Source organism: Roseibium album (assembly GCF_001404515.1).
Taxonomy (GTDB): Bacteria; Pseudomonadota; Alphaproteobacteria; order Rhizobiales; family Stappiaceae; genus Roseibium; species Roseibium album.
Genome location: NZ_CXWE01000016.1, coordinates 20,999 through 47,696, shown reverse-complemented (window position 1 = coordinate 47,696; position 26,698 = coordinate 20,999). Strand labels below are relative to the sequence as shown.

The 26,698-nt window shown below is 57.8% G+C and carries 25 protein-coding genes; 16 read left to right on the top strand and 9 right to left on the bottom strand.

Going from position 1 to position 26,698, the window contains the following annotated elements:
* Nucleotides 1-51 precede the first annotated feature (51 nt).
* Together LA5095_RS30665 and LA5095_RS30660 are read right to left on the bottom strand one after the other, a co-directional pair.
* Nucleotides 52-1,578 carry an ABC transporter substrate-binding protein gene (locus tag LA5095_RS30665; protein ID WP_055391813.1) on the bottom strand — a complete coding sequence of 509 codons (1,527 nt, stop codon included), beginning with the start codon at nt 1,576-1,578 and terminating at the stop codon, nt 52-54.
* Nucleotides 1,579-1,627: 49 nt separating this feature from the next.
* Nucleotides 1,628-3,196 carry a phytoene desaturase family protein gene (locus LA5095_RS30660; protein WP_055391770.1) on the bottom strand — a complete coding sequence of 523 codons (1,569 nt, stop codon included), beginning with the start codon at nt 3,194-3,196 and terminating at the stop codon, nt 1,628-1,630.
* A 111-nt stretch (nt 3,197-3,307) separates the two neighbouring features.
* Between LA5095_RS30660 and LA5095_RS30655 the strand changes: the two genes are divergently transcribed.
* From LA5095_RS30655 to LA5095_RS30635, 5 genes are read left to right on the top strand one after another with little or no spacing between them, the layout of a single operon-like run.
* Complete coding sequence (locus LA5095_RS30655) at nt 3,308-4,099, top strand: cyclase family protein (RefSeq protein WP_055391812.1); 792 nt, start codon at nt 3,308-3,310, stop codon at nt 4,097-4,099.
* Between the two features lie 10 nt (nt 4,100-4,109).
* Nucleotides 4,110-5,666: a phytoene desaturase family protein gene (locus LA5095_RS30650; protein WP_055391769.1), complete on the top strand. Its 1,557-nt coding sequence runs from the start codon at nt 4,110-4,112 to the stop codon at nt 5,664-5,666.
* Nucleotides 5,663-6,157: a MarR family winged helix-turn-helix transcriptional regulator gene (locus LA5095_RS30645; RefSeq protein WP_196880085.1), complete on the top strand. Its 495-nt coding sequence runs from the start codon at nt 5,663-5,665 to the stop codon at nt 6,155-6,157. The genes LA5095_RS30650 and LA5095_RS30645 overlap by 4 nt, the downstream gene beginning before the upstream one ends.
* A 47-nt stretch (nt 6,158-6,204) precedes the next feature.
* Nucleotides 6,205-8,355 (top strand): thiamine pyrophosphate-dependent enzyme, encoded by a 2,151-nt coding sequence (locus LA5095_RS30640; protein ID WP_055391768.1) that lies wholly within the window; start codon nt 6,205-6,207, stop codon nt 8,353-8,355.
* The gene (locus tag LA5095_RS30635) at nt 8,355-9,908 is read left to right on the top strand and encodes an indolepyruvate oxidoreductase subunit beta family protein (protein WP_055391767.1); all 1,554 of its coding nucleotides are present in this window, start codon (nt 8,355-8,357) and stop codon (nt 9,906-9,908) included. The genes LA5095_RS30640 and LA5095_RS30635 overlap by 1 nt, the downstream gene beginning before the upstream one ends.
* Nucleotides 9,909-9,911: 3 nt before the next feature.
* Here LA5095_RS30635 and LA5095_RS30630 read toward each other — a convergent pair whose 3' ends face one another.
* On the bottom strand, nt 9,912-11,048 hold the full coding sequence (locus tag LA5095_RS30630) for an aminotransferase class V-fold PLP-dependent enzyme (RefSeq protein ID WP_055391811.1): 1,137 nt from the start codon (nt 11,046-11,048) through the stop codon (nt 9,912-9,914).
* Between the two features lie 198 nt (nt 11,049-11,246).
* On the opposite strand from LA5095_RS30630, the gene LA5095_RS30625 reads away from it, so the two are divergent.
* From LA5095_RS30625 to LA5095_RS30595, 7 genes are read left to right on the top strand one after another with little or no spacing between them, the layout of a single operon-like run.
* Nucleotides 11,247-11,954 carry a GntR family transcriptional regulator gene (locus LA5095_RS30625; protein ID WP_208992926.1) on the top strand — a complete coding sequence of 236 codons (708 nt, stop codon included), beginning with the start codon at nt 11,247-11,249 and terminating at the stop codon, nt 11,952-11,954.
* 35 nt (nt 11,955-11,989) lie between these two features.
* Complete coding sequence (locus tag LA5095_RS30620; RefSeq protein WP_208992925.1) at nt 11,990-13,087, top strand: cupin domain-containing protein; 1,098 nt, start codon at nt 11,990-11,992, stop codon at nt 13,085-13,087.
* A 44-nt stretch (nt 13,088-13,131) separates the two neighbouring features.
* Nucleotides 13,132-14,331: an ABC transporter substrate-binding protein gene (locus tag LA5095_RS30615; RefSeq protein ID WP_082442597.1), complete on the top strand. Its 1,200-nt coding sequence runs from the start codon at nt 13,132-13,134 to the stop codon at nt 14,329-14,331.
* A gap of 17 nt (nt 14,332-14,348) precedes the next feature.
* Nucleotides 14,349-15,122, top strand: coding sequence for an ABC transporter ATP-binding protein (locus tag LA5095_RS30610; RefSeq protein WP_055391765.1), 774 nt, complete (start codon nt 14,349-14,351; stop codon nt 15,120-15,122).
* Nucleotides 15,119-15,838: an ABC transporter ATP-binding protein gene (locus LA5095_RS30605; protein ID WP_055391764.1), complete on the top strand. Its 720-nt coding sequence runs from the start codon at nt 15,119-15,121 to the stop codon at nt 15,836-15,838. Before LA5095_RS30610 ends, LA5095_RS30605 begins: the two co-directional genes overlap by 4 nt.
* A complete protein-coding gene (locus LA5095_RS30600) occupies nt 15,835-16,725 on the top strand; it encodes a branched-chain amino acid ABC transporter permease (protein WP_055391763.1) in 891 nt (296 codons plus the stop codon). The genes LA5095_RS30605 and LA5095_RS30600 overlap by 4 nt, the downstream gene beginning before the upstream one ends.
* The gene (locus LA5095_RS30595; RefSeq protein WP_055391762.1) at nt 16,725-17,675 is read left to right on the top strand and encodes a branched-chain amino acid ABC transporter permease; all 951 of its coding nucleotides are present in this window, start codon (nt 16,725-16,727) and stop codon (nt 17,673-17,675) included. The genes LA5095_RS30600 and LA5095_RS30595 overlap by 1 nt, the downstream gene beginning before the upstream one ends.
* A 52-nt stretch (nt 17,676-17,727) precedes the next feature.
* Here LA5095_RS30595 and LA5095_RS30590 read toward each other — a convergent pair whose 3' ends face one another.
* A complete protein-coding gene (locus LA5095_RS30590) occupies nt 17,728-18,339 on the bottom strand; it encodes a TetR/AcrR family transcriptional regulator (protein WP_055391808.1) in 612 nt (203 codons plus the stop codon).
* 188 nt (nt 18,340-18,527) lie between these two features.
* On the opposite strand from LA5095_RS30590, the gene LA5095_RS30585 reads away from it, so the two are divergent.
* The 3 genes from LA5095_RS30585 to LA5095_RS30575 all read left to right on the top strand — a co-directional run bounded on the left by LA5095_RS30585 (nt 18,528) and on the right by LA5095_RS30575 (nt 20,544).
* On the top strand, nt 18,528-19,472 hold the full coding sequence (locus LA5095_RS30585; RefSeq protein WP_055391761.1) for a homocysteine S-methyltransferase family protein: 945 nt from the start codon (nt 18,528-18,530) through the stop codon (nt 19,470-19,472).
* Nucleotides 19,447-19,857, top strand: coding sequence for a hypothetical protein (locus tag LA5095_RS30580; RefSeq protein WP_055391760.1), 411 nt, complete (start codon nt 19,447-19,449; stop codon nt 19,855-19,857). Before LA5095_RS30585 ends, LA5095_RS30580 begins: the two co-directional genes overlap by 26 nt.
* An 84-nt stretch (nt 19,858-19,941) precedes the next feature.
* On the top strand, nt 19,942-20,544 hold the full coding sequence (locus LA5095_RS30575; RefSeq protein ID WP_055391759.1) for a GNAT family N-acetyltransferase: 603 nt from the start codon (nt 19,942-19,944) through the stop codon (nt 20,542-20,544).
* 150 nt (nt 20,545-20,694) lie between these two features.
* On the opposite strand, the gene LA5095_RS30570 is transcribed toward LA5095_RS30575, so the two are convergent.
* Both LA5095_RS30570 and LA5095_RS30565 read right to left on the bottom strand, forming a co-directional pair.
* Nucleotides 20,695-21,393, bottom strand: coding sequence for an exonuclease/endonuclease/phosphatase family protein (locus LA5095_RS30570; RefSeq protein ID WP_144436229.1), 699 nt, complete (start codon nt 21,391-21,393; stop codon nt 20,695-20,697).
* Nucleotides 21,394-21,421: 28 nt separating this feature from the next.
* Nucleotides 21,422-22,063: a LysE family translocator gene (locus LA5095_RS30565; protein ID WP_055391757.1), complete on the bottom strand. Its 642-nt coding sequence runs from the start codon at nt 22,061-22,063 to the stop codon at nt 21,422-21,424.
* 370 nt (nt 22,064-22,433) lie between these two features.
* Between LA5095_RS30565 and LA5095_RS30560 the strand changes: the two genes are divergently transcribed.
* Nucleotides 22,434-23,237 carry a hypothetical protein gene (locus LA5095_RS30560; RefSeq protein ID WP_055391756.1) on the top strand — a complete coding sequence of 268 codons (804 nt, stop codon included), beginning with the start codon at nt 22,434-22,436 and terminating at the stop codon, nt 23,235-23,237.
* A gap of 57 nt (nt 23,238-23,294) precedes the next feature.
* Here LA5095_RS30560 and LA5095_RS30555 read toward each other — a convergent pair whose 3' ends face one another.
* The 3 genes from LA5095_RS30555 to LA5095_RS30545 are packed head-to-tail and all read right to left on the bottom strand — an operon-like array spanning nt 23,295 to nt 26,607.
* On the bottom strand, nt 23,295-24,017 hold the full coding sequence (locus tag LA5095_RS30555) for an alpha/beta fold hydrolase (protein ID WP_055391755.1): 723 nt from the start codon (nt 24,015-24,017) through the stop codon (nt 23,295-23,297).
* Nucleotides 24,014-25,555, bottom strand: a complete 1,542-nt coding sequence (locus tag LA5095_RS30550; protein ID WP_208992924.1) for an ABC transporter permease subunit — start codon at nt 25,553-25,555, stop codon at nt 24,014-24,016. The genes LA5095_RS30555 and LA5095_RS30550 overlap by 4 nt, the downstream gene beginning before the upstream one ends.
* The gene (locus LA5095_RS30545) at nt 25,552-26,607 is read right to left on the bottom strand and encodes a quaternary amine ABC transporter ATP-binding protein (RefSeq protein WP_055391807.1); all 1,056 of its coding nucleotides are present in this window, start codon (nt 26,605-26,607) and stop codon (nt 25,552-25,554) included. The genes LA5095_RS30550 and LA5095_RS30545 overlap by 4 nt, the downstream gene beginning before the upstream one ends.
* Between the last annotated feature and the right edge of the window lie 91 nt (nt 26,608-26,698).

Below are 26,698 nucleotides of genomic sequence, written 5' to 3'. Positions count from 1 at the left end.
AAAGGGTGGGAACAGGTCCAGCGGCGAAGACGGAGTTGATCTTTCCCGGACTTACGAACGGGTCATCAGATGCGGCAGCAAGGCACCGGAGGCATGCGGCGTAACCTTGACCTTGTCACTGTGCAGGATCGGCTGCACATACTGGATCAGCGGCAGCACAAGTGCGTTTTCGGCAATGTGCTTGTCCACTTCCTTCCAGCCGTCGATGCGTTTCTGCTCGTCGGCTTCACCCCAGAGCGGAATGATCATCTGCATCAGGTCTTCCCCGTCCCAGACCGAATGTGGTGACGGGCCGAACATGGCAAACCCTGTCGACGTGGTCGGATCCCCGATCGCGTTGCCCCAGTTGTAGAACGCAGCCGGTGCGAGCGTGTCTGCCGCGCGCAGTTCGTAGTGCTTGGCGATCTCGTAGACCTCGATTTCGGCTTCGATACCGACCTTGCGCCACAGACCGACGATGACCTGAATGATCTCGTAGTCTTTGGGCTTGAAACCGCGTGTGGTCTGGATCTTGAACTTGACCGGATTGTCCGGACCATATCCGGATGCAGCAAGCAGTTCCTTTGCCTTTTCCGGGTCATAGGGAACCGTGACGGAAGGATCGTAGGCGGTGTAGTCAGGCGTTTGAAGCGTATCGATAGCAACACCATAGCCGGACAAAAGCCGTTCGATGATGGTCTTCTTGTCGATCGCGTGTGCCATTGCCATGCGCACGTTCGGATCGTTCATCGGTTCGACATCATTGATGAATATCATGCCGATATCGGAGATCGGAGCCGCTGTTCCCTCGATGCCGTCCTGCTGTTTCAGGCGGTCGAATTCCTCGTAAGGCATTTCAAGGGTTACGTGAGAGTTGCCCGAGCTGACCTCGAAGGTACGGCTGGAAGCATCCGTGACAAATTTTATCGTAACCGTCTTGAATTCCGGCGCACCGCCCCAGTAGTTTTCGTTGGCTTTCAAGCGCACGAACGCGTTGCGCTCGAACTTGTCGACCATATAGGGACCGGTTCCGACCGGATTGGCTTCGAAGCCCTCCGCACCGACTTCTTCATAGTATTTTTTCGGAAGTACGTAGCCTGTCAGGAAGCTCATCCATTTGAAGATCGTGGGTTCGTATTCCTTCACATCCGCCGTAATCCGGTTGCCGTCGATCTGGAAATTGCCGATCTTGCCCCAGATGAACTGGATTGGATTGCCCGTTTCCGGGTTGCCGGCCCTTTCAAGCGACCAGACAACGTCTTCCGGTGTCAGCGGATCGCCATTGTGCCAGGTCACGCCTTCGCGCACATCCATCCAGATCTTGGACTTGTCGTCGTTCCAGCCCCACTCGGTCACGATGCCCGGTCCGAAACTCAGATCCGGGTTCTGATGAATGAACATGTCGAAAACGGACTGGTAGATACCCTGGATTGTCGGGTTCACCGCAGAAGGGCCGACAGTCGGGTCCCAGCTCGGCAGATTGACGTTGTAGGCGATAACCAGTTCATCGATATCGCTTGCAAATACGGGAGTTCCCACGGCTGTCAGCACTCCGCTGGCGGCCGCGCTTTTAAGAAGCGTGCGTCTTGAAACCTTCATTGTTACGTTCCCCATTTTTATCTGAACGCCGTGCGTGTTTTCGTTTTCGCTATCCGGCGAGCTTTCGAGCGAGAAGATATCCGGGCCCGGCTCCCGTGCCTGCTCCCGGCCAAACGGCAGCACCGGTATGGAACAGGTTCCCCACCGGCGTGCTTCCGTCGGCATGGCCGCGTACAGGTCTGAACATGAAGTGCTGGGTCAGGTGATGGCTTCCGCAAATCTGATCTCCTCCAACCAGATTTGGATTGTCCGCCTCCATCATGGCGGGTGTCACAATATGCGATTTCAGAATTTTCGAGCGTGTTCCCGGCGCATAGCGTTCAACGATATCAAGTGCCCGCTCCGCAAAAGGTTCGGCCGCCGTTTCCCAGTCTGTTGCCGTGATCTTGTTTGCGGCATCGCCCCTGATGTTCCCCGGCGCCATCCGGATCTGCAGCCACAACACGTGCTTTCCCTCGGGCGCACGGCTTGCATCGATCGCGGTTGGCTGACCGCAGACGATGATCGGCTCGTCAGGCAGCAGGCCTGCCTGTGCCTGGGCATAGGTGCGGGCCATCTGGTCGATTTCGGGCGCCAGATGAACGTAGGCGAACTTCTTGAGTTCGTCGCCGGCCCGCCAGTCGGGAAGAGCGTCGACGGCAAGATGCATCATCATCGTTCCCGGAGCATGGGAAAATTTCCTCAGCCCGTCGTCGTAGTGTGTGTTGCCGGTCTCTCCGGCGAGTTTCAGAAGGGCCTTGGGGGCAACATTCGCGATTACCGCCTTGCTCGCCATGATCTTGCGTCCATCGGCAAGTTCGATGCCTTTTGCTTCGCCGTTTTCGACGATGATGCGGGTAACCTCTGCATCGCAGGTTACCGTGCCGCCGCGTGCTTCGAGCGTCGACATCATGGCGGACGTCGCGGTTCCGGCGCCACCTTTGCCCAGAACCATTCCGAATGCCTGGTTCGCCATGCCTTCCAGATAGGGAAACAGCGCGCCGCCAGAGATGTCGGGGGCGAAGTCCAGATGCATTCCCCAGGCGCCGAGCAACGCGCGTACTTTCGGGGATTCAAAGGTCTCGTTCAGCCAGTCGCGTGGCGACGACAGCAGGAATCGGCCAAGGTCGAGGACGCCAGCCGTTCCGGACTGTCGCCACTTTTTATATAATATATATGCAAATGCACGTTTTTTTGCCGGGCTGCTGAGTAGACCGACCAGCGCTTCTGCGGTGGCGGGAAACTCTCTGGTCAATTCTCGCCAGACCTTCCCGTCTTCCGGGCTGATCGCCTCAATCCTGCCTGCGGTCGTTTCGAGGTCATTGCTGACGCCCAACCAGGAGCCGTCAGGAAAAACGGAAGAGAAACAATCAGATGCCGGAGCAAATTCCAGCCCATTGCTTCGCAGCTCGTCGCCATGCTCCTTGCAAAATCCGGATCCGGCGAAAAGGGAGAGGTTCATTGCCGCCCAGTCGTGACGATACCCGGGAAGAGTATACTCTCCCGTTTTTACAGCCCCGCCGGGCGTTGCAGCGCGTTCAAAGACGCCGACCTTCCAGCCATTCGCAGCAAGATGGACTGCGCAGGCCAGGCTATTGTGTCCGCTGCCGATGATCACGCCGTCCAGAGTCTCATCCATCGCGCAAATCCTTGTCCCCTCGAAATAGATAATTGCAAATACAACTAAATCTGTCTAGCATTGAATTGCTAAAACGAGCCGACAGGCCAAGTGGTACAGAGGGAGCAAGAGATGTCAGCAGAGAGCGCACTCAGCGGACTGGGGTCGAAAATTCTGTCCGGCGAAGTTGAAGTGGTGGACTGCACGGGCGTTTTGGGACCGGGCACGCCGATCATTCAGCTGCCGCCAGATTTCGCCAAGAACACGCCCAAGGTCGAAATCCACAAGATCAGCGAATATGATTCAGACGGACCGTTTTTCGCGTGGAACTGGATGGTTCTGGGTGAGCATTCCGGCACGCATTTCGATGCGCCGCATCACTGGATCACGGGTAAGGACTACGAAGACGGCTTTACCGACACGCTCAGTGTGCAGCGCCTCGTCGCCCCGGTAAACGTGATTGATTGCTCGAAGGAAAGCACGGAAAACGCCGATTTCCTTCTGACTGCTGACCTCATCAAGGCGTGGGAAGCGGAGCATGGTGCGATCGGTGCCGGCGAATGGGTCGTCATGCGCACCGACTGGGATAACCGGGCGCATGATGAGAACCTGTTCCTGAATACCGACGAGACCGGTCCGCATAGCCCCGGCCCGACCCCGGACGCAATCGAATATCTGCTGTCGAAGAAGATTGTCGGTTGGGGGACCCAGTGTATCGGTACGGATGCCGGCCAGGCCGGTGGCATGGAGCCACCCTACCCGGCTCATAATCTTCTTCACAGGGACAATTGTTTCGGTCTTGCGTCGCTGACCAATCTGAGCAAGCTCCCGGCCAAGGGCGCTATCCTCATTGCAGCGCCATTGAAGATCGAACGCGGCACGGGCAGCCCGATCCGCGCTTTGGCCCTGGTTCCGCGCAACTGAGGCCGGTTTCGTGTCCGCACCGCATGTGATTATCGGTTCCGGGATCAACGCACTCGTCGCGGCAGCATTGCTGTCGCGCAAGGGCGAACCTGTTCTGGTGCTCGAGCGAGCGGATCGCATTGGCGGATGCATGCGGACCGAAGAGATCACGCTACCCGGTTTTCATCATGATGTGATGGCGGCCACCTTCGTTCTGTTTCTGACGTCTCCGGCTTACGGTGAACTCGCCGCGGACCTCGGTCGCCACGGCCTTGAGTTCTGTCACTCTGCCAATCCCACCGCCGTATTGCGCCCAGGCGGCCAGACGGCCGTCCTCACGATGGACCGTGCAGCCAATGTCGCCGCATTTGATGCCCTTGGGCCGGGAGATGGCAGTCAGCATGCAGCAGATGTCGGAGGCATTGAGGCGGACGCGGATTTTCTGTTTGCCCTGCTGGGCAGTCCGCTCTGGTCAGGCAAGATGGCGCGGCTCATGGCCAGACAGGCCTGGAAACTCGGATTGAACGGGTTGAAAACCTGGTTCGGTGATGCCCTTCAGCCTGCACGAGCCTGGCTGGAACACGGTTACGACAGCGAAACAGTGCAGGCACTCTGGGCGCCGTGGGTATTGCACACCGGCTTGACTCCGGAAAGCACCTATTCCGGCCAGATGGGACGGGTCATCGCGTTTGCCCTGGAAGCCGCCGGGGCTCCCGTTGCCAAGGGGGGCGCGGGAAAGGTTCCAGAGGTGTTTCGAAGCCTGATCGAGGAAAATGGGGGCGAGATCCGCACCGGTGTCGATGTCGAGCGTATCACCGTCACGAACGGCAAGGCAGTTGGAGTCGAAACAGTCGGCGGTCAGAGTATCGAAGCGAAATCCGTCATTGCCTCGGTCACACCGACACAACTCCACCAACGGCTGCTCGAAGACGCGCCGCCGCCGGCACATGCGGAGCGTTACAGGTACGGGCGCGGAAATTTCCAGTTGCACTACGCGTTGAGCGGCGAGCCGGAATGGATTGCTGACGGACTTGAAGATGTTGCATTGATCCACCTGACAGACGGGATCGACAGTGTCTCGAAATCCTCAAACGAGGCCGAAAGAGGCCTGTTGCCGGTAACGCCGACAATCTGTGTCGGCCAGCCGCACAGGCTGGATCCGTCACGTGTGCCGGATGGGAAAGCAGTGTTGTGGCTCCAGATCCCCGATGCACCGCGCGTGATCAAGGGAGATGCCGCAGGCGAGATCGAGACGGGCCCGGAATGGACAGAGGCTTCGCGTGAAGCCTTCGCCGACAGGCTTGAGGGAATTTTGCGAAGGCACATCCGGAATTTTGACGGGATCAGGCTCGCGCACCGCGCTTATTCACCTGCCGACCTGAATGATCTCAACATGAACCTTGTGGGCGGCGATCCCTATGGCGGTGCCTGTAGCATTGACCAGTTTTTCGTCTGGCGCCCCTTCACCCAATCCGTTAACAGCGCCACCGCGATTGCAAACCTTCACATGATCGGTGCCTCGACGCATCCGGGTCCGGGGCTTGGCGGCGGGTCCGGCTACAACCTGGCAAAAAGGATGGGTGCATGAAAAAGGAAGACGGGCTGGAGCTGATGGAGCAGAATGCCCGCGTCCCGCGCCTGGGTGAGATCGGACTTGAGAATTTTCCGCCTTACCTGATGAACCGCATCATGGGGCGCTACAATGCCGCGCTGCGCGATGAAATGGCAAAGCTCGGGCTCACGACGCCAAAGATGCGCGCGCTTGCGGTCCTTTCCGTGCTTGATGGATTGCTGATCCGGGATCTGTCGATTTACGCCGTGGTCGAAACATCGACGCTCAGTCGTGCCCTTGATGCGCTGGAGCGCGACGGCCTGGTGGAAAGGGTCACCGACAAGGACGACAGCAGGGCTGTTCGGATACACCTGACGACAGAGGGACGGCACACGCATGACATGCTCTGGCCGCATCTGGCAACGGCCCACCAGCAGATGTTTCGCGGGATCAGCGACGCTGATCAGCGAACCTTTGTTGCGACATTGCAGACCATTTTGAAAAACGTGCGCAAGCATCCGATTTAGATCCGCTTTCTTCGAAAGGGATCCAGAGACCGCTGAGGGAGGAGCCGATGGCCGAAAGGTCGTTCAAGGCTGAGGTAGAGCATCTTCGCAAAGGATCGGGAGACGTCTTCACAGGGGAGGGCATCCTTGCCATCACCAAGGCGCTTCTGGAAAACGGCGTTGGCTATGTTGGCGGCTACCAGGGTGCGCCCATATCGCATCTGATGGATGTCCTGGCTGACGCAGAAGATCTGATGAGCGAACTGGGCATTCGTTTTGAAGCCAACGCCTCCGAAGCCGCCGCAGCGGCCATGCTGGCAGCTTCGGTTCACTATCCCATTCGAGGTGCCGTGACCTTCAAGGGATCCGTCGGCGTGAATGTGGCGTCGGACGCGTTGGCGAACCTGTCTTCTTCCGGTGTCAATGGCGGCGCGCTTGTCATTGTCGGGGAAGATTACGGCGAAGGTTCCTCCATCATGCAGGAACGGTCATACGCCTTCGCCATGAAATCACAGTTCTGGCTGTTGGATCCGCGTCCGAACCTGCCGTCCATCGTCAAGGCGGTTGGTGACGGTTTCAACATGTCGGAAGCAAGCAATACTCCCGTCATGCTGATGGTACGGATCCGCTCATGTCACGTGACGGGCAGTTTCGACACCACGGACAATGTCCCGCCGCCATTGCCGGTCAAGACGGCGCTTGCCAATCCGCAGCGGGATTTCAAGCGCGTGGTTCTACCGCCCATGTCCTATGCGCATGAGCATGACAAGATCGACAACCGTTGGCCCGCCGCGGAGAAATACATTCTTGAAAACGGGCTCAACGAGCGGTTCGGACCGGACGCGGGCAAGGTCGGTATCATGTGCCTTGGCGGCATGTACAACAGTGTCATCCGCGCTCTGCAACGGCTGGGCCTCGCCGATATCAGCGGCAACACTTCTGTCCCGCTCTACGTCTTGAACGTGACTTATCCGGTCGTCAAATCCGATGTTCTCGATTTCTGTCGGAACAAGGAAGCCGTGCTTCTGGTGGAGGAAGGTCAGCCGGAATTCATCGAGCAGCAGATCGGCGCGATGCTCTACAAGGAAGGTGCGTCCACCAAGCTGGAAGGCAAGGGCATCTTCCCGAAGGCAGGCGAATATACCGGCCAGATCATGTTCGATGGTCTTGAAGCCTTTGTCCGTCAATACGCGCCGGAATTGTTGCCGGCAAAGGTGCTGGCGCCGAATTCTCCCAAGCCGCAATTGCCCGATCTCAGCAAGACAGTGCCGATCCGCCCGCCCGGCTTTTGCACCGGTTGCCCGGAGCGACCGATTTTCGCCTCGCTGAAACTTGCCGAACAGGAACTCGGCGCACGCCAGATCACCGGAGATATCGGCTGTCATCTGTTCGCCTGCCTGCCGCCGTTCGAAATTGGAGGTTCGACGATGGGCTACGGCCTGGGACCTGCTTCGAATGCCGCCTTCGATGGCGGTGGCGAACGGCGGGCGATCTCGATCCTGGGCGATGGCGGTTTCTGGCACAATGGCCTCAGTTCGTCGATCGGCAACATGGTGTTCAACAAGTCGGACAGTGTCGCAATCATCGTCGACAACTACTATTCAGCGGCAACCGGCGGTCAGGATGTCCCGTCCAGCCGTGCCCTGAACAAGTCAAAGTCGACCAACAATCCGATCTCCAAGGCGCTGGCGGGTGCCGGGGTGGAGTGGATCCGGCAGATCGACAGAACCTATGATGTCACCAAGATGCGTGAAACCATTCGTGAGGCCCTGACGACGGACTACAAGGGACCGAAGGTGATTGTTGCGTCTTCGGAATGCATGCTCAACCGCCAGAGACGGGAAAAGCCACAGCGCAACAAGGCGATTGCAGACGGACGAAGGGTGGAGTTGCCGCGTTTCGGTGTCGATCAGGATGTCTGCACGGGAGATCACGCCTGTATCCGCCTGTCCGGGTGTCCCTCTTTGTCGCTCAAGAAACTGGACGATCCGCTCAGGGACGACCCCGTTGCCCACATCGACCAGTCCTGCGTCGGTTGTGGCAATTGCGGCGAAGTGGCAGATGCCGCGATCCTGTGCCCGTCCTTCTACGAGGCGAAAGTGGTCCATAACCCTGGAGGATTTGAAACCTGGCTCGCCGGGATCCGCAGGAAGGTGATCACCTGGCTGCAAGATCGGCGCACGAGCAAACGTCTAACATTTTCCCGGGAGGGCATCTGATGTCGCTGGTGTTGCCACTTGATGCGCAGCCCACCGATCCGGCGCTGGATGGCATCATTAAGCTTGCCGTCATGGCCGTCGGCGGCCAGGGCGGTGGTGTTCTGACAAACTGGATCGAGTCTCTGGCACGTGCCCAGGGCTATCATTGTCAGGCGACCAGTGTTGCCGGCGTTGCCCAGAGGACAGGTGCGACCATCTACTATATCGAGATGGCTCCCGGCGATGTAACAACCCCTGTCTTTTCGCTGGCGCCGTCTGCTGGTGACGTGGACATCACTATCGCCGCGGAAATGATGGAAGCGGGTCGTGCAATCATGCGCGGTTTTGTAACCCCTGACAGGACCACGCTGATCGCCTCGACCCACCGGATGCTGGCGGTCTCGGAGAAAACCGTGCCGGGAGACGGCATGGCCTCGTCCGAAGAAGTCAAAGCCGCGGCCGAAGTTGCATCGCAGAAACTGGTACTCGCCGACATGGACACCGCAGCGGTCAAGGTCGGCTCGGTGATATCGGCCTCGCTTTTTGGTGCCCTCGCAGGCTCCGGGGCGTTGCCATTCGAACGCGCCGCCTTCGAGGACGCAATCCGAGCGGGTGGCAAGGGAGTTGAAGCGAGCCTGCGCGCCTTTGCTGCGGGCTATGACCTGGCGCAAAACGGCGCAAGGGAACAACCGGCAGAACCGGTTGTTTCAAAACAGGAGCTCGTTGCTCCCGGAGGACCCGATGCCGGCCAGGCCGCGTGGGCAAGCCTTGAAGCCCGTATCGCGGCGTTTCCCGAACCAGTCCGTAAAATGGCAACCGCCGGATTGACCAAGGTCGTGGACTTTCAGGACTGCACCTATGGGGCCGAATACCTTGACCGCCTGGCGCCCCTGATCGAGGCCGATAGTGAAGACAACAAATTCGAATTGTCCAGCGAGGCGGCGAAATATATCGCCAACGCAATGGCTTATGATGATGTGATCCGCGTCGCCGACCTCAAGACACGCGCGCAGCGCATTGACAGGATCGAAGACGAGATGCGTCTTGGAGACGGCAATGTTCTGCAATTGACCGACTATCTTCATCCGCGCGCGGAAGAGATTGTCGGGCTGCTGCCGGAAAAGACGGGCCGGAAACTGGAGAACGATCCGGCCTGGATGAAAAGGATCGACCGCTGGTTCAATCGCGGGCGCCGCATCCGCACCGACAGCCTGCGCGGCTTCGCGATGCTGTATTTTCTCGGCGGGTTGCGAAAGTGGCGGCTGAAGACCCTGAGACATAAAATGGAGCAGGATCACCTGAACGCATGGCTCCAGATGGTGTCGGGTTATCTGCCTGACCGGTACGGGATGGCCGTTGAGATCCTGCGCTGCCGGCGCCTGATCAAGGGATATTCCGATACCCATGCACGCGGCTTGTCGAAATTCGACAAGGTCCTGTCCGGCGCACGCATGGTTGAAAACCGGGACGACGGTCCACAGTGGGTCGCGCGGCTGCGGGAAGCAGCACTCAAGGAGGAAAAGGGTGGTGAACTGGACGGGGCGCTTAAGACTGTCGAGAGTTTCGCAGCCTGAATTTCAACGACCAGAGAGTGACTTGCCGAGCAAGTTGACCAGTTCTCGCGTTGCCTCTTCCGTTGTCTGGATGCCTGGCGACAACCGAAGGATTGTGCCGCGGATATCGGCGGAAAATCCGGCCGCGTTCAATGTGGCGAGCGTTTTTGATGCAATGCCTTCCGATGTCAGGTCAATCATCAGGCTACCGCCCCGCTCCTGCTCATTACGAGGAGTCAGCAGGGTCAGCCCCAACTCGTCAGTGCCCTCGATAACAATGTCGCACAGCAATCTGTTGTGATGCAGAAGGGCGCGCGTGTCGATCGTCGCATGCCATTTGAGGGCGGGGACCGTTGCTGCCGCGGGCAGAATGGCGGGTGTTCCGTTGTCGAAACGGCGGATATCGGGAGCATAGTCGAATGCATCGATATCCCAGTTGAACGGGTTGTCCTGGCTGAACCAGCCGCGCAGTTCGGGCCGGCACTCCGCGATCAGGTTGGGGTGAACGTAAAGCATGCCGGCACCGGGTGTGCCGCACATCCACTTGAGGCTCGTCGAAACCGCAAAATCAATCTCCGGCTCCTCAACCGAAAACGGCAGCAACCCAGCTGCTTGCGTGATGTCGACCCCGATCAGGCTGCCCATCGCACGGCCGTGCGTGGCGAGATTTTCCAGGTTGGTCTTGTGCGAGGTGGTTGAACTGACCCAGGTGACAAGCGCCAATGCTACATCGCTGTCCCATTCGGCAATCATGTCGTCATCGGCAACCCAGCTTGCACCCTGCCTCGGGTGGACGGTCTTGAGATCGAATCCGAAACGCTCCTGCAGCCTTGAAAGCAGAAAGTGATTGGAGGGAAAACAATCCGCTGCGACAAGAACCGTCCGGCCGCGCAATCGGTCGGCCGGCAGGGACGTCAGCAGCATATGAACCCCTTGCGTGACGTTTTCGCAGGTCGTCGTCGATCTTTCGCGAGCATCGATCAGCGCGCGCCACAGGTCAATGAACTCGGCCCGTTTGCCGAGCATATAGGACCACTGCTGATCATCCGGGGCACTCCACACAGATGCAAGTTCCGCCATCGCCTTGCTGAGGTCGGCTTCCTTGCCAGGATACTGTCCTATGGAATGATAGAGGAAATAACCCTCTTTCCTGTCGGTCATGCGTGTCTCTCGGGCGATGCGTTTTTGCGGGTCGGCTGGTATTGACCGGTAGGTGATTATTCGTATACAGTTTTCGAAATAGTTCAAGCTTAAAGGATTGGAATGGCGCCGAAAATATTGCTGACAAGCAGTATCAGGCCAAGTTTCACTCCAGATTAGTATACGATTTTGCCACCGCAGCGAAGTATGGGGGAGAATTTGCCTGATCTGAAATCTTCCCTGTCTTCCGGTGTGGGGCAAAATACCAGCGCTCAGATTCATGACGTTCTGGTAGGGCGCATTCAAAAGGGTGAAATCGGTCTGAAGGACCGGCTGGTCGACACGGCGGTTGCGGCGGAATTCGGTGTGTCGCGGATGCCGGCGCGTGACGCTCTCATGCGTCTGGCCCATGAAGGATATCTGGAGCCGTCGACCAAGGGGTTCATTCTGCCGAGGATCGATCACCAGGAGATTCTTGAGATTTTCGACCTTCGACGCCTGCTTGAACCCAGGGCAGCGGCACTGGCGGCACAGGGCTTGTCGGAGGTGGAAATTCTGCTGCTGGACGCGACGCTGAAAGATGCCCGTTTCGCAATGGAAGAAGGTGACCAGGAAAACCTGTTTCGGGCATGCGAGATATTCAGAAACGGCTGGGTGAATGCCGTCTCGAATTCATCGCTCCGCAAGACGCTGCAACGCTACATGACCCAGGTCCAGGCAGTTCGCATGATGACGTTTGCCGATCCGGAAAATCACCCGGTCATCGTGGAAGGCAATGCCCGGCTCTTTGAGGCATTTCGACAACGCGATGCCGTTGCGGCTTCCGACCGGATATTACGTTTCGTTTTTGATGGTGAGGCGGCCTATCTCGCCGCACACGAAGAAGCGCAGAAGCACAAGACGCCGACTGCTGCTCGAAACGGTTGATGCTGGCAGACGGAAAAGATGATGGAAACGGATTGATGGAAACACGCGCGGAAATACGATTGCCGACCGAGGATCTCAGCAAGGACCTGCCGTTTTTTACCAAGGTGCTGAAGATGCGGCTCGACATGATCTATCCGGCGGACAGTCCCGAGATCGCGGTGTTTTCCGGCCATGGTTTGCGAATACGGATTGAAAAGGGTGCACAGGAGAAACCCGGCACTATCCGGATCCTGACGGACGACCCTGGCGAATTTGCAGGTGGTGAACGTGTCCTTGTCGCGCCCAACGGTACGCGGATCGAGATCGATGAACTCAATCCGCCGCTGGTCTTGCCCGAGACCAGACACGCCTTCGTCGTTCGCCGGCTGGCCGATCAGGCACCCTGGGTGATCGGCCGTGCCGGCATGGAATACCGGGACCTCGTGCCAACTCGCCTGGGTGGGGCAATGATCGCCTCGCACATCCGGGTGCCCGACGGTCCGGTTCCCGATATGGTCCATTTCCACAAGGTGGGTTTCCAGCTGATCTTCTGTGTCCGGGGCTGGGTTGATGTTCTCTATGAGGACCAGGGTGATGTGAGACGGCTGACGGCAGGCGACTGTTTCATTCAGCCGCCGGAAATCCGGCACCGGGTCATGCATGCTGCCGACGGCATAGAGGTGATCGAGATCGGTGTTCCGGCAGAGCATGTTACCGAGATTGATCACGAAATGACCCTGCCGACGCCGGTTGAACGCCCGGACAGGGAGTGGCAAGGACAGAAATTCGTGCACAATCTTGCCAGAGGGAGCACTTTCGAACCCTTCCGTATTCCTGGTTTCGAAGTCCGGGACACAAGCATCTCGGACAACACCAGGGGCGTCGCATCTGTTATGGTTGCACGTGCAACAGGGGAGGCTTCTCCCTGGACGCGGCACGACTGTGACATTCTTTTCAACTTTGTGCTGGCAGGCGAAATGACACTGGAGGGCGAAGGTAAAGACCCTTACCGCCTGTCTGCCGGAGACGCCTTCGTGATCCCGCCGGACATGGCGACGCGATACACTGGCGCAACAACCGACCTTGAGCTGCTTGAAGTCAGCTTGCCGGGCCAGTTCAAAACCGAGGTTCTGAGCTCGTCTGGGAGGGAATGAACGGGCGCATTGGACATAACAATAATCGATGAGGGGAAGTAAGCATGAAGAAGTTGACTACACTTGCAGCCGCCACGTTGATGCTGGGCACCAGTTCTCTGGCCTACGCGGAGACCAAGATCGGCGTCCTGATGGATATTACCGGACCGATCGCCAATTTCATTCCGCCGCTCCAAAACGCGGCAAACCTCGCTGTCAAACACGTGAATGACCAGGGTGGGTTGCTGGGCGAAGAAGTGGTCGCAGTCTATGGCGATACCACCGGGACCGCGCAGGGTGCCGTCGATGCGGCCCAAAAACTGGTCAACATCGAGAACGTCCCCATTGTCATGGGGTCGCTGATGTCCGGAACCACGATTGCGGCAGCCGAAGCTGCGATTATCCCGGCAGGTGTTGCGCAGATCTCGCCAACGGCAACCTCGCCGGCCATGACTGAACTGCAGGATGATGGCCTTGTTTTCCGCATTGTTCCTTCCGACAACTATCAAGGTGAAATTCTCGCCAAGATGGTGCTTGAAGAAGGTCTTGATAAAGTCGCGCTCACATATGTGAACAACGACTATGGTGTTGGTATCGGCCAGACCTTCAAGGAAGCCTACAAGAAGGCCGGCGGTGAAATCGTTGCTGAAAACAAGCATGAGGAAAAGAAGGATTCCTATCGTTCTGAACTGGCGAGCCTTGCCAAGGGGGATGCCCAGGCGCTCGTCGTGATTGCTTACGCTGGAGATAGCGGCGGCAAGATCGTCAGGCAGTCGATCGAAGGTGGCTTGTTCGACAGGTTCGTTGGAACCGACGGGCTGCGCGACGAACTCCTGATCCAGAATGTCGGCGCCGATGCGCTCAAGACGTCATTCTTCTCTTCGCCGACGTCTCCGGCTGAAAACCCGGCTCAGAAAACGCTCCACGATGCCTTCAACGCCGAATACGGCGAAGGTGCCGACAAGGCATTTGTGGATCAGACCTATGACGCGACATTCCTTGCTCTGCTGGCAATCGAGAAAGCCGGTTCCACGGACCGTGCCAAAATGGCCGAGGCTCTTCGTCAAGTCGCGATGGCTCCGGGTGAGAAAGTGGGGCCGGGTGACTGGGCCAAGGCCGTCGCCCTGATCAAGGAAGGCAAGGACATCGACTATGACGGTGCCAGCGGCACTGCGGAGTTCGACGAAAACGGGGATGTCGGGGGCTATATCGGCAAGTTCGTCGTCGACGGCGACGGCTACAAGCAGATAGCCATCATCGAATAAGCCGGATTGATCGTAGCGTGATCCAACTGGACGAGATCTGCGTCGATTTTGGAGGCTTGCGGGCGGTAGACCATGCAAGCTTCGAGATCGGCGCAGGCCGCATCACGGGTCTTATCGGACCCAATGGTGCGGGCAAGACAACCGCATTCAATGTCATTGCCGGGGCGATCCGGCCAACGTCTGGCCGTGTTCATTTCGATGGCCATGATGTAACGGGACTGAAGCCGTACCAGCGGGCTCAGGCCGGACTGGCACGAACCTTCCAGATCCCGCACGAATTTTCGCAGCTTTCCGTGCTTGAGAACCTGATGGCGTCTGCGGCGGCGCCAGACGGCGAGAACGTATTCAATGTCATTTTTCGGCGTGGCCGGTATTTGCAGGAAGAGCGTGGGATCTATGAAACCGCACGCGAAACTGTTCGCCTGCTCGAACTGGAACATGTGATTGACGAAAAGGCCGGAAACCTGTCCGGTGGCCAGAAGAAACTGGTCGAACTCGGCCGCGCCCTGATGCGCGACCCCAAGATCATTCTGCTCGACGAGATTGGTGCGGGTATCAACAGGACTTTGCTCGGCAAACTGGCTGACAAGATCCTGATGCTGAACAGGGAACGGGGCCTTACGTTCTGCCTGATCGAGCACGATCTCGATTACGTTTCCAAACTGTGCGACCACGTTTTGGTGATGGCGCAGGGCACTCTGCTGACCGAGGGAACGGTCGACGAGGTCAGGCAGGACGAACGTGTGATCGAAGCTTATTTCGGCGGCGGAAAGTACGAGGCCCAGCTATGACCGAGCAGCTTTCCGTCACGGGGCTGACGGCAGGATATGGCGGCCCGCCGATCATCGAGGATATTTCGCTGAGCGTGGAGCCTGGTGAAATTGCTGTCGTCCTGGGTCCGAATGGCGCGGGGAAGTCAACGCTCTTGAAGACCATATTTGCGCTCACGAGCGTTTCCGCCGGAACCATCCGGCTTGGTGAACGTGAGCTGACCGAATGCAGGACATCCGCGCTTGTGCCGCTGGGTGTCTCCGCCGTTCCACAGAACAGAAACGTGTTCCCTTCCATGACGGTTGATGAAAACCTCGATGTCGGCACCTACGCGGCACCGCCAGCCGATCAGAAGGCGACGCGCGAAAGGGTTCTTTCGCTGTTTCCCGATCTGAAGGGCAAGCTCAGGCAGCCTGCAGGAGAACTCTCGGGCGGGCAGAGGCAGATGGTTGCGATGGGCCGTGCCCTAATGAGCGAACCGAAACTGGTGCTGCTTGACGAACCGACAGCAGGCCTTTCCCCTGCCTACCTGGAACGGATTTTCGATCTTCTGCTTGATATCCGCAAGACAGGGATCACGATCCTGATGGTCGAGCAGAACGCCCGCCAGGCATTGCAGATCGCCGATCACGGCCACATCCTCGTCAATGGCCGCAACCACGTCAGCGGCACAGGCGAGGAACTGCTTGGCGACAAAGACGTACGCCGTCTCTTTCTCGGAGGCGCTGCCGGATGAGCGAATTCATCAATTTCTACCTGTTTCCAGCACTCACCATCGGCAGCATCTATGCACTCGGCGCCGTAGGCATATCGATGATCTTCGGGATTTTGAGGTTCGCGCATTTCGCCCATGGTGACCTGATGACGCTCGGAACGTACGGGATCCTGGCCGCCGCAGCGCTCATGCCGGTGAACCCGCTTCTGCTCGTGCCGTTCGGCATGGCGCTGACGGTTTTCGCCGCCCTTTTTGTCGACCGCTATTTCTACCGCCCGCTCCGCGACCTGCCGACGATCTACACGGTGATTTCCTCCTTCGGGATCGCGCTTGTGTTCCGTTCTCTGATCCAGCTTGTCTGGGGCTCGGAGAACCAGGTCCTTGTCGCCGGGGTTCGACCGCCATTGATCCTGTTCGACACCTTCCGGGTATCGGTTTTGCACCTTCAGGCGATTGTAACGACGGCGGTGATCGCGGTTTTGCTGCATTTTTTCCTGACGGCGACGAAGACCGGCCGATCCATGCGCGCTGTTGCGGATGATCCCGAACTTGCAGAAGTCTCCGGCCTCGATACCGCGAAGGTCGTGCGCTGGACCTGGATCATCGGTGCCGCGCTCGCTGCCGTCGCCGGAGCCTTCGCAGCGCTGAACACCAGCGCGCACCCGAACCTGGGTTGGAACCTGCTGCTGCCCATGTTCGCGGCGGCCATTCTCGGCGGCATCGGCAAGCCGATGGGCGCCATGGCCGGCGGCTTCATCATCGGCATGGCAGAGGAATTGTCCTCCTATCACTGGATCGGCGACGAAGCGCTGATCTCACCGTCTTACAAGACCGCAGTCGCCTTCGTGATCATGATTTCGCTGCTGATCTTCCGCCCGCAGGGGCTGTTCAAGGGGAGGCTCTTGTAATGGAACTGACCGGCCTTTTCTTCTACGTGGTGAGCCTGTTGATCATGGGCGGCATTTACGCGCTGCTTTGTCTTGCACTCAATGTCCAATGGGGCATGGGCGGTCTCTTCAATGCAGGCATAGCCGGCTTTTACGGTGTCGGAGCATACACCTCCGCGATCCTTTCGACGGCGGCGTCCGGCAGGCACCTGGGCGGATTTTCAATGCCGGTTCCGATCGGCCTTGTCGGTGCGGCGCTCGTTGCGGGCATAACGGGCTGGGCAGTTGCCCGCATCTGCGTGCGGCTCAAGAGTGACTACCTCGCCATGGCGTCCATCGGCATCGCCGAGATCCTGCGCCTCGTCTTTGTCAACGAAAGTTGGCTGACGAATGGCAGCCTGGGTGTTTCCAGGATACCGAGACCACTTTCCGACTTCACCACGGGACGCATGTCGGACGTTGTTTTTCTTGGCTTCGTCTGGGTGATCGTGCTTCTGGTTTATGTCGCCACCTCCCGGCTTTACGACAGCCCATGGGGCCGCAGCCTTCGCGCAATACGGGACAACGAAGCCTCCGCGTTGGCTGCCGGCAAGAATGTCGAGAAATACCGCATTCAGACCTTCGTCATTGGTTGCGCGGTCATGGGTGTTGCAGGCGGTCTGTCGGCCCACTATTTCCGCTTCCTGTCACCAACGGCGACCGACCCGCTTTTGACGACCTTCCTGGTCTGGGTGATGCTTATGGCCGGCGGTTCGGGCAACAACAGGGGCGCCATTCTGGGCGCACTGACGATCTGGACACTCTGGTCGGTCACGGAGATCTTCACCAATCGCCTGCCACCCGAATGGGCGACCCGCAGTTCATTCATCCGCATGCTGCTTGTCGGCCTGCTGTTGCAATTTGTTCTGCAACGCTTCCGTTCGGGGCTCTTGCCTGAGAAGTCGCCGCCGGTCAGATTCCGGAAGGATTAGCAACGGGAACGGCTGGGGCCGCGCGTTCGGGATGCGTCGTTGGCGGCGACAATCACCGGGGCGCAAACAGCAGCTTCAGGTACGTGCGGAACAACATGATCTGTTCGGAAGCGTTGTTGTGCTCCCGCAAGGCGCGCTGCAACACGAGACCGCCTTCAACCACGCCTGATACCATGTCTCCAAGCGCGTCGAGATTGACCGGTTCCCGGGGTTCGTAGAGCTCCGAGATGTCTTCAAACATGCCTCTGAACCGCTTTCGCCATCCGAGAATGGCCTGCCGGTTCAAGTTCCGGACACCTTCGTCGAACAGGCGATCCTGATAGGCCGTCGACGCGATCACGCAACCGGGGTGCCCGGTCGGCATTTCTTCCAGCATTTCTGCCAGCAGCTTCAGGCCGATAAGCATACAATGCAACGGGTCGTCATTCAGTTCGCGGGCGCGCGCAAACAGATCGTCGTAGAGAGCATTTTCGACTTCGATGTATCGCTCCAGCATGGCACGTGCCAGCGCGTTCTTGTCCTTGAAGTGGTAAAAGAAACCGCCGCGTGAAATCTCGGCGCCGGCGACAATTTCTTCTATGGACGTTGCCTCGAAACCTTTCTCAAGAACTGCGGCTTCCGCAATGTCGAGTATTCTCGTTCGTGTGTCGATTTTTTCTTTCATCGGCTGCATCCCGACTGTACCGCGAGTCCAGTTGACACTCCCCAAAGCAAACACCTTTGGAGGAAATCTTCCCTTACTCATTGAAAATAAAACGAAAAAATTATCTGCGCAACCGAACCACGCGACAACTATCAGCTTGGCGCGGCGTCGAATAAGTCTCTTGTCATCAACACAAGAGGACAGCTTTCATGCGAATTCAAGAGCTTATGCAGGCCGATCGTTTCTTTCTATCCGACGGCGGACTGGAAACCTATCTTATCTTTGACAAGGGGTATGAACTGCCGTGCTTTTCAGCAGCGGTGTTGCTGGACAGCGATCAGGGGCGGCGGGATCTGGTCGAATACTATGAACGTTTTGTCGAAATAGCGCGCCAGTCGGGTCGTGGTTTCATCCTGGATGCACCGACCTGGCGAGCGGGCGTGGCCTGGGCAGGACCATTGGGCAAATCGGTCTCGGACGTTCTTCAGACAAACGAACGGGCGGTAGGTTTTGTCTCCGAGATCCGCATGCGGCACGAAACGGACAGTCTGCCGATCCTGGTCAACGGGCTCGTAGGTCCGTCGGGCGATGCCTATGCCCCGGACGCGACACTTTCTTATCAAGATGCGCTTTTGATCCATGCCCCCCAAATTCATGCCCTGGGACGCGCCGGCGTAGACATGATCAGCGCAATGACGCTGACACATGCCGGGGAGGCGGTTGGTATCGCGCAGGCCGCAAGGGAAATCGATCTACCGGCCGTGATCGCCTTTACGCTGGAAACCGATGGCCGGTTGCCATCCGGCCAGCCGTTGCGTGAAGCCATCGAAGAGGTTGATGAGGCCACCGACAGCAGTCCGCACTACTACATGATCAACTGTGCTCACCCCGATCATTTCAGGGAGGTGCTGGAAACCGGTGCATCGTGGAAACTGCGGGTCGGTGGCATCAGGTCGAACGCATCGCGGATGAGCCATGCCGAACTGGATGAAGCGGAAACCCTTGATGACGGAAACCCGGGCGAACTCGGCCGGTTGAGTGCAGACCTCTTGCGCCATCTGCCCAACATTCGTGTCGTTGGCGGGTGCTGTGGCACGGATCACAGGCATGTCGGGTGCATTGCTATACATGATCAGTTCCGACCAGCAGCTTGAGCCGCCGTGTCTCGAATTTGCACATTATTTGAATTGGAATACCAAGATGTTGAAATCAATTGTATTATCGCCCTTGCTTGTTCTCTCGTTGGCCGGTCAGGCTCAGTCGGGGGCCAGCATTTCCTCCGACCTTGCCGCGGACCAGAAGCGTTCTTTCGCAGCAACCAAACTGCTACTTGATGAAGTCCGGCCAGCGGTCGGAAAAGCACTCGACGGCGAATGCTTCCAATATTTGGTGGTTCCGCTCGCTGGAGCCGCAAGACTGAATATCAATGAATTGGCCGCTCCTTCGGACCAACATGATCACACCGCGCCCGTGGAAGTCGAAAAGTCTCATCTGGAGTGGGATTCAGGAGGTCCGGTGGGCCCGGTCACTGCGCACTGAAAACAGCGAACCGCAGGCGTCATGCCGGTGATCTGCCGGACGTACTCAACTGAATTCCCAAATAGTAACTTTCGAGTTGAAAACATGAATATTCAAACCAACCGTGCAATTCGGCAAGCCACCGCACTGGATGCGAAGCCGCTCGCCAAGCTCATCGATATCGCGGGCGAGGGTATCCCGAACTGGCTTTGGAGCCGGGCCTGCGAAAACGATCAGGCGCCACTTGATGTCGGTGCAGACCGGGCAAGAAGACCGTCTGGAGGGTTCTCCTTCACGAACGCTTTGGTGACGGAAGATAAGGATCTCGTCACGGGCATGGTGCTGAGCTATCCTATCGATACCGCACCGGAAGATGACCCCGATACACTTCCCGCACCGATCGCGCCCTTTGTGGAGCTAGAGAAACACTCGGTCGGCACCTGGTATATCAATGCCCTGGCCACATTTCCTGGGCATCGCGGCCGGGGGCTGGGCACCACGTTGCTGGCCTCGGCAGAAAGCCTGGCGCGGGAAAACGGCAAATCGACGATGAGCATTCAGGTTTACGCCCAGAACACGGGTGCCGTTCGCCTCTACCAGCGCCTTGGTTATGATCTCAAGGAAAGCGCGCCCGTTCGGCTTCATCCATGCCAGCCCTATTACACGGGAGACGTTCTGCTGCTGATCAAGGACCTGAACAAGGTGTAATGCTTCAGTTTTTGCGGGTTCTTTGATGCACCGCTTGTTAGCCCGTGTCGCGGGCCAACAAGCGGTGGCCTTGAATTGGGAAACTCTTTTCTGATGAAACGGATCAGCAAACGGTGAGAATTTGCAAGCTTGCACCGACCTCGCTTTGCCTTAAAAATCAATGATCAATGGCACATGATCACTCAGCCCGTTTCCAATCCAGTCGTCGAAGGTGCCGATCTCGAATTCCCTTGTATTTCGAAGCCACGGCAAAGGCGCAAAAACATAATCGATGTGATAGGTCGGACCGTCGATGCGCCTGTCGCGCCAGTAGTGCGTAGGGATTGTTTCGCGCCCGTGCTCTTCTTCGTGAAAGGCATGGTAGGCGCTGTAAAGGCCCATGCCTTCCAGCAGATTGACCTTGGACATGTGATTTATCCGCCACCCCGGTTTGTCCCAGATCGCGTTGCTGTTCCAGTCCCCGCCGATGACTGTCGGTCCGGAGTCTATGAAAGTCTTGTATTTGGTCAGGGCCCGGCGTAGCGGACCGCTTTGGTGTTTGCGTGTGATACCTGCGCTGGCATTTTGGGCCCAGACGGCCAAAAGGTTGAATGTCCGCGGCCCCTCGATGCGTGCAGGAAGAACAAAACGGAGTGTCGGGTAGAAAGGCTCCACCCGCGATACAGTGAAGTCGTTGAAAGCGAAAATACCCAGACCCTTGTGGGGGTTTTCCCCCATCCAAAGCACTGAGCAGGCTTCAAGGTCGGTGACGCCGCGTTCGGCCAGGATATCTGGCCTTGCACATTCGGATACGACCGCAATGTCGGGTTTCTGCGAAAGCAGGGCCTCCACCTTGCGATGAAGCGCCATGCTGCAGTTCCAGAAGATCAGACGCACGTCACGTCCGGCTGGTCAGAAGCTTCAATCCTGCAAACGTGAAGACAGCGCCAAGAGTACCCTGAATGACGCGTCGTGCTCTGCCATAGACGTGCACCATGACAGGTGTCGAAAAGGCCAACGCATAGACTACGTGGATAATGATCGACAAGATGAATGTGCCGAGCACAATCGAGGCACCGACCCAGATCGGCGCGCCTTCTTTCATTCCGAGGGATATGATCGCAATCCATGCCAGAGCGGCTTTTGGATTGGTCATCTGAATGATGTATCCCCGCGCCAGGTATCCGAACGGTGTCCTTCGGCCGCCAGCCAGCTCTCTGGCCTCAATGTCGTGTCGCGACATCGCCGACCTGAACGACTTGTAGGCCAGCCAAAACAGGTAGAGACCGCCTAATATCTTGATTGCAATGAGCGCGTTTGCATATGCAGCGAGAAGCGCGGAAAGACCGAGCACGGTAAGGACCGCCCAGGTGAATGAGCCCGACGCAACGCCGAGCGCCAATGCGATCCCCGAAGACCTTCCAACGCTCATGGATGTTCCCATCACCGCCAGAATGTTTGGTCCCGGGCTCGCGATAGCCATCAGGAATGCCACGTAGGCGAGCAGGATTCCGGGCAGGTACAGATTGATGCTTTCCATGGATATCCCTTCAGATACTGGCCGCACTCGCTCACTCTCACATGAGGCGCATTGCAATGCAATTTAACTGGAACAGGAAAGGGCCTATTCATTGGGGTGTCGACGGACGGTCGGTAGATTGGTTGCGCAAATATCTGACTTTAATAATAAAAAAGCTTTTCGCGATGGCGGATGCACCGGGCGAGACTGGGGGCACCAATCCGGCTGCCGGCTGTGGATTTGCAGTTCCCAGGTTCATGGACATGTCGAGATTCTCGCGAAAAACCGAGCTGGAAAGCGAAATTTTCACCATCCATTAACCATAAGTTGCAATGGATATTTGCATCTTTAGCGCGAGTTCCGCGCATCAATTCTCGGCAGTACAGGTTCTATGTTCAAAAGATTTTTCGCGCTTCTCACCGTGACTTTCTTGTGCTTTCAGGCTCAGGCAGCGGATTACAACATCAAGGGATCGCCGCAGTATCAGGCGCCAACGCTGCGGGGAAGTATCGGGCTCCGGTACTGGTATAGCCAGAACAACTCCGAATTGGATACGGGTGACCTGAACTGGAACACTGTCGATGGCGTCTCGTCGCATACCGCCGAGATTGTCGGAGAGCTGGAAGTCCTGACCACGAGCACCTTTGTGCGCGGATATGTCGGGCTTGGCAGAAATTTTGGCGGTGAAGGGGACTTCTATACCAATCCGAGCGGCGATCTGGAGGAAAGTGCTCTTGGATACGTTGTTGTCGATGGTGGTTGGCGCTTTGCCAGCTTCGCGAACGAGATGGTCCGGTTAAAGGGCTTCGTCGGCTATCACTACCTGAATGACAGTATTGACGCTGAGGACGGCCGGACGGTCATTGAGCAGACGCGTCAATGGCATGCGATCCGCGTCGGCCTGACTGCGGAAGGAGACATCAGCGAAAGGGTCAGCTGGTCATTTGATGTGGCGGCTGTACCGTGGAGCCACACCAGGGTTGAAACCTGGGAGAGCCAATGGACACACGGCGTTGAAACCGACTTGATGCTCAATCTCGACCTGACCAGAAACTGGCAGGTGGGTGTCGGGGGGCGTTACTGGTGGCTGCAATCGAATTTTGACCGCAGATGGGTCTCCGACGGTTCCAAGGCGGTCTTCGAACAGAACTACCAGCGCTACGGGCTGGTGTTGGAAAGCAGATATCTTTTCTGAGGCGAATGTTCGGCGGTGGGCTTGACAGTCAGGTTGTCACGAATGTGGCCAAGTTCGTCACATGTCGCTAAGAAACTTCGCAATCAGGCGGTTGAAAATTTCCGGCTCTTCAAGATGCACGGCGTGGGCACATCCTGGAACGACGGCGAGTTTGCAGTTCGGGACGGTCTTCCAGAGAGTTTCTACCTGTGGCCAGGCATAGGTTCGGTCGCCGTCGCCCCAAAGCGCGAGCGAAGGGGCTTCGATCGCGGAAAGACTGTCTTCACCTGACCAGTCCCTCATTGCCTCAAGACCTGCCGAAATCGCGCCTAGGCCGCTCTTTTCGGCAATTGCTGCACAGGCAGCGTATTCTTCAGCCTGCTCCCCACGCATGAACCAGGTGGCGGATATCCGGCGCGCCGTCGCTGCCGCTCCGTCTTTGGCAGCGCGATTCATGGAAGTTTCAATGGTTTCGAACCGTCCCGGCAAAACTCCGACGGGTCCGGTGCCGTACAGAATGAGCCTGTCGACAGCTTCCGGCGAGCGCCGCATCATTTCCTGAACGATCATTCCTCCCATGGAATGCCCGAGGAGATGAAACCGCTCAATGCCCTGGTCCAGAAGGTCCTGAAGAACCCAATCGGCAAACCCACCGATCGAGTTGACCGGGGGAGCGCCCGCATTTTGCCCAAAACCCGGCAAGTCTGGCGTCACCAGGGGACCTATGTCCGCAAGCGGTGCCTGCATTTTCCATTGTTCGCTGCCACCCATGAACCCGTGGACCAGAACCAGTGGGATCATTTCCGGGCACCTTGAACGATCCGGTCCAGGATCATGGCACAGAACAGAATGGAGAAACCGGCGAGAATGCCTTGACCGACATTCGCATATTGCAGGGCTTCGAGCACATCCTCACCCAGGCCCTTGGCACCGATCAGTGAAGCGACCACCACCATGGCAAGCGACAGCATGATTGTCTGGTTGATCCCCGCCCTTATGGACGGGCTTGCCAGCGGCAGGTCAACCCGGGTCAGCAGGTACCACTTGTTGCCACCAAACGCGATTGCGGCTTCCCGAACACTCTCGGGAACGCCTCGCAAGCCAAGCACCGTGAGGCGGACGACGGGTGTACCGCCAAAAATCATGGTCGTGACAACGGCGGCCGGCTTGCCGGTCCCGAAAAATGCGATCACCGGGATCATGAAGACAAAGGCCGGCATGGTCTGCATGAAATCCATGATTGGCTGAATGAAGGAATAAAACCGGGGGCGCCTGGCCGCGAACATGCCGAGCGGGATGCCGATAATGATTGACAGGCATGCAGCGGTACCCAGCAGAGCCAGGGTGGTCATTGCTTTGTCCCAGAAGCCCAGCAATCCCATATAGGCGAGAAATGCTCCGGACCAGACCGCGGTCCGAATGCCGGCCGTCAGCCAGGTCAACAGGATGATCAGGCTGGCAACCACGATCCACGGCGTACTGACGAATACCAGTTCCAGAGCGTCCAGCAGCAGGCGGATCACATAGGTGATGGCATCAAACAGTCCTTCACCGTTGGCGACGCAGAACGCAAAGAAGGCTTCCACGGCTTCGATACTGACAATACGGAATTCCGGATTGGTCGGAAAAGCGGAAAGCAGCGAGAACCGACCGGGGAAGCTGTAATGCAAAACGGAAGCCAGAACGATAAGCGCCATGAAAACGGCGCTGAAAGCAATTTGGGATGCCGGCATTCCGGAACGGATGGAGTTGTCGGACAGCCATTCGGAGAACCGCTTTTCCAGCGCCCAGTTCGCGCAGATGGCTTGTGCACCTTTTGCCAGGACGAGCAGCGCCAGGCCTGCCAGGGCGATCCATACACCCTGATCGGCAAGAGCCTCGGCTTCGGCGCGTATTCCTCCGATATTGGCTTCCAGGGAATCCACGGTGCGCTTGTAGACATCCGCCTTGTCGGATCCGCTTTCGATTGCCGCAGCAAGCTGTTCGCGGCGCAATTCGAGCGTTCCCTCGATCGAGGCAATCCGTTCCATGGCTTCTGCAGCCAGGTCGCCGAACAATCCGCGCGCGATCTGGACGATTGCCAGGGTCTCGATGATCAGAAACGGCAGGGCCCATGACCACAACCCTCTCGCACCGAACCAGACAGGCCCGAACAGGCCTGCCATCAGATTGAGCGTTGCCGTGAATTTCGAGCTCTCGCCGATACGGTCGAAATTCGTGACATAGTAATCCGGATTGGTACGAACAAATTCGGCAATGTTCTTCCGGCGCTCTTCGGTATAGGCCCGTTCAGCTTCGGCTTCGTTATCGGCGAGGGGCACGTTGCTCTGGTCCATCATGATACCTCGGTCCCCTCTATCACCGTCCGCAGGATGTTTTCTCTTGTGATCACACCGACGTCGGTCCCCTCGTCTTCAACGATGATGGCATCGTCCGTGCCGATTGCCATGTTGATGAGGGTGCTGAGTGTTTCGCTTTCCGCAACGCGCGGAGTGTTCTCCGGTAGCGGGCCATGTTCGTGTGTGTACTCCGCCAGCGGTTGCATCACCGCATGTGCCCTGACGACCTTCAACCGGGAAATCCCGGCGACAAAATCGGCGACATAGTCATCGGCCGGGTGCATCACGATGTCTTCGGCAGTGCCGATCTGAACCACCCTGCCGTCCCGCATTATGGCAATCCGGTCACCGATCCGGACAGCTTCATCCAGGTCGTGGGTGATGAAGACGGTCGTTTTCTTCAGGATCTTGCTGAGGCGGATGAATTCATCCTGCAACTGGCGCCGGATCAGGGGGTCCAGGGCGCTGAACGGCTCATCCATGAGCAGGACATCGGGATTGGCCGCCAGGGCGCGCGCGAGACCGACACGCTGCTGCATCCCGCCCGACAATTCATGCGCATATTTGGAACCCCAGGCGCCGAGTTCGACAATATCGAGAAAAGCTGCCGCCTGCCGCATCCGCTCGTTCTTGGAGACTTTCCGAATTTCGAGGGGCATCGCGACATTGTCCAGGACTGACCGGTGGGGCATGAGCGCGAAGTTCTGGAACACCATCCCGATCTTCCGGTTCCTGAAATTTTGCAATTCCTTTGAACCGAGCGCCATCACATCCGTTCCCTCGATCAGGATCCGGCCGGCTGTCGGCTCCAGCAAGCGGTTGAAATGACGGACCAGAGTGGATTTGCCGCTACCCGACAATCCCATGATGCAGAAGATTTCGCCCTTGTTGACGGAAAGGCTGACATCCGCGACACCGACCACCGCATTGTAGCGGGCCAGAACTTCGGCCTTGGTCAGACCGTCTTCATGGATCGCATTCAGCGCGCCTTGCTGATCTGCTCCGAAAATCTTCCAGACATCGGAGATTTCTATGACGGTCTCATCGCTCATGGCTGACGGCGTCCCGCGGTTTTGCAGCATTGGCTGCGTCAAGATCAGGCGGTGCCGGAAGAACCGGCACCACGTCATGCTCGAATGCGTC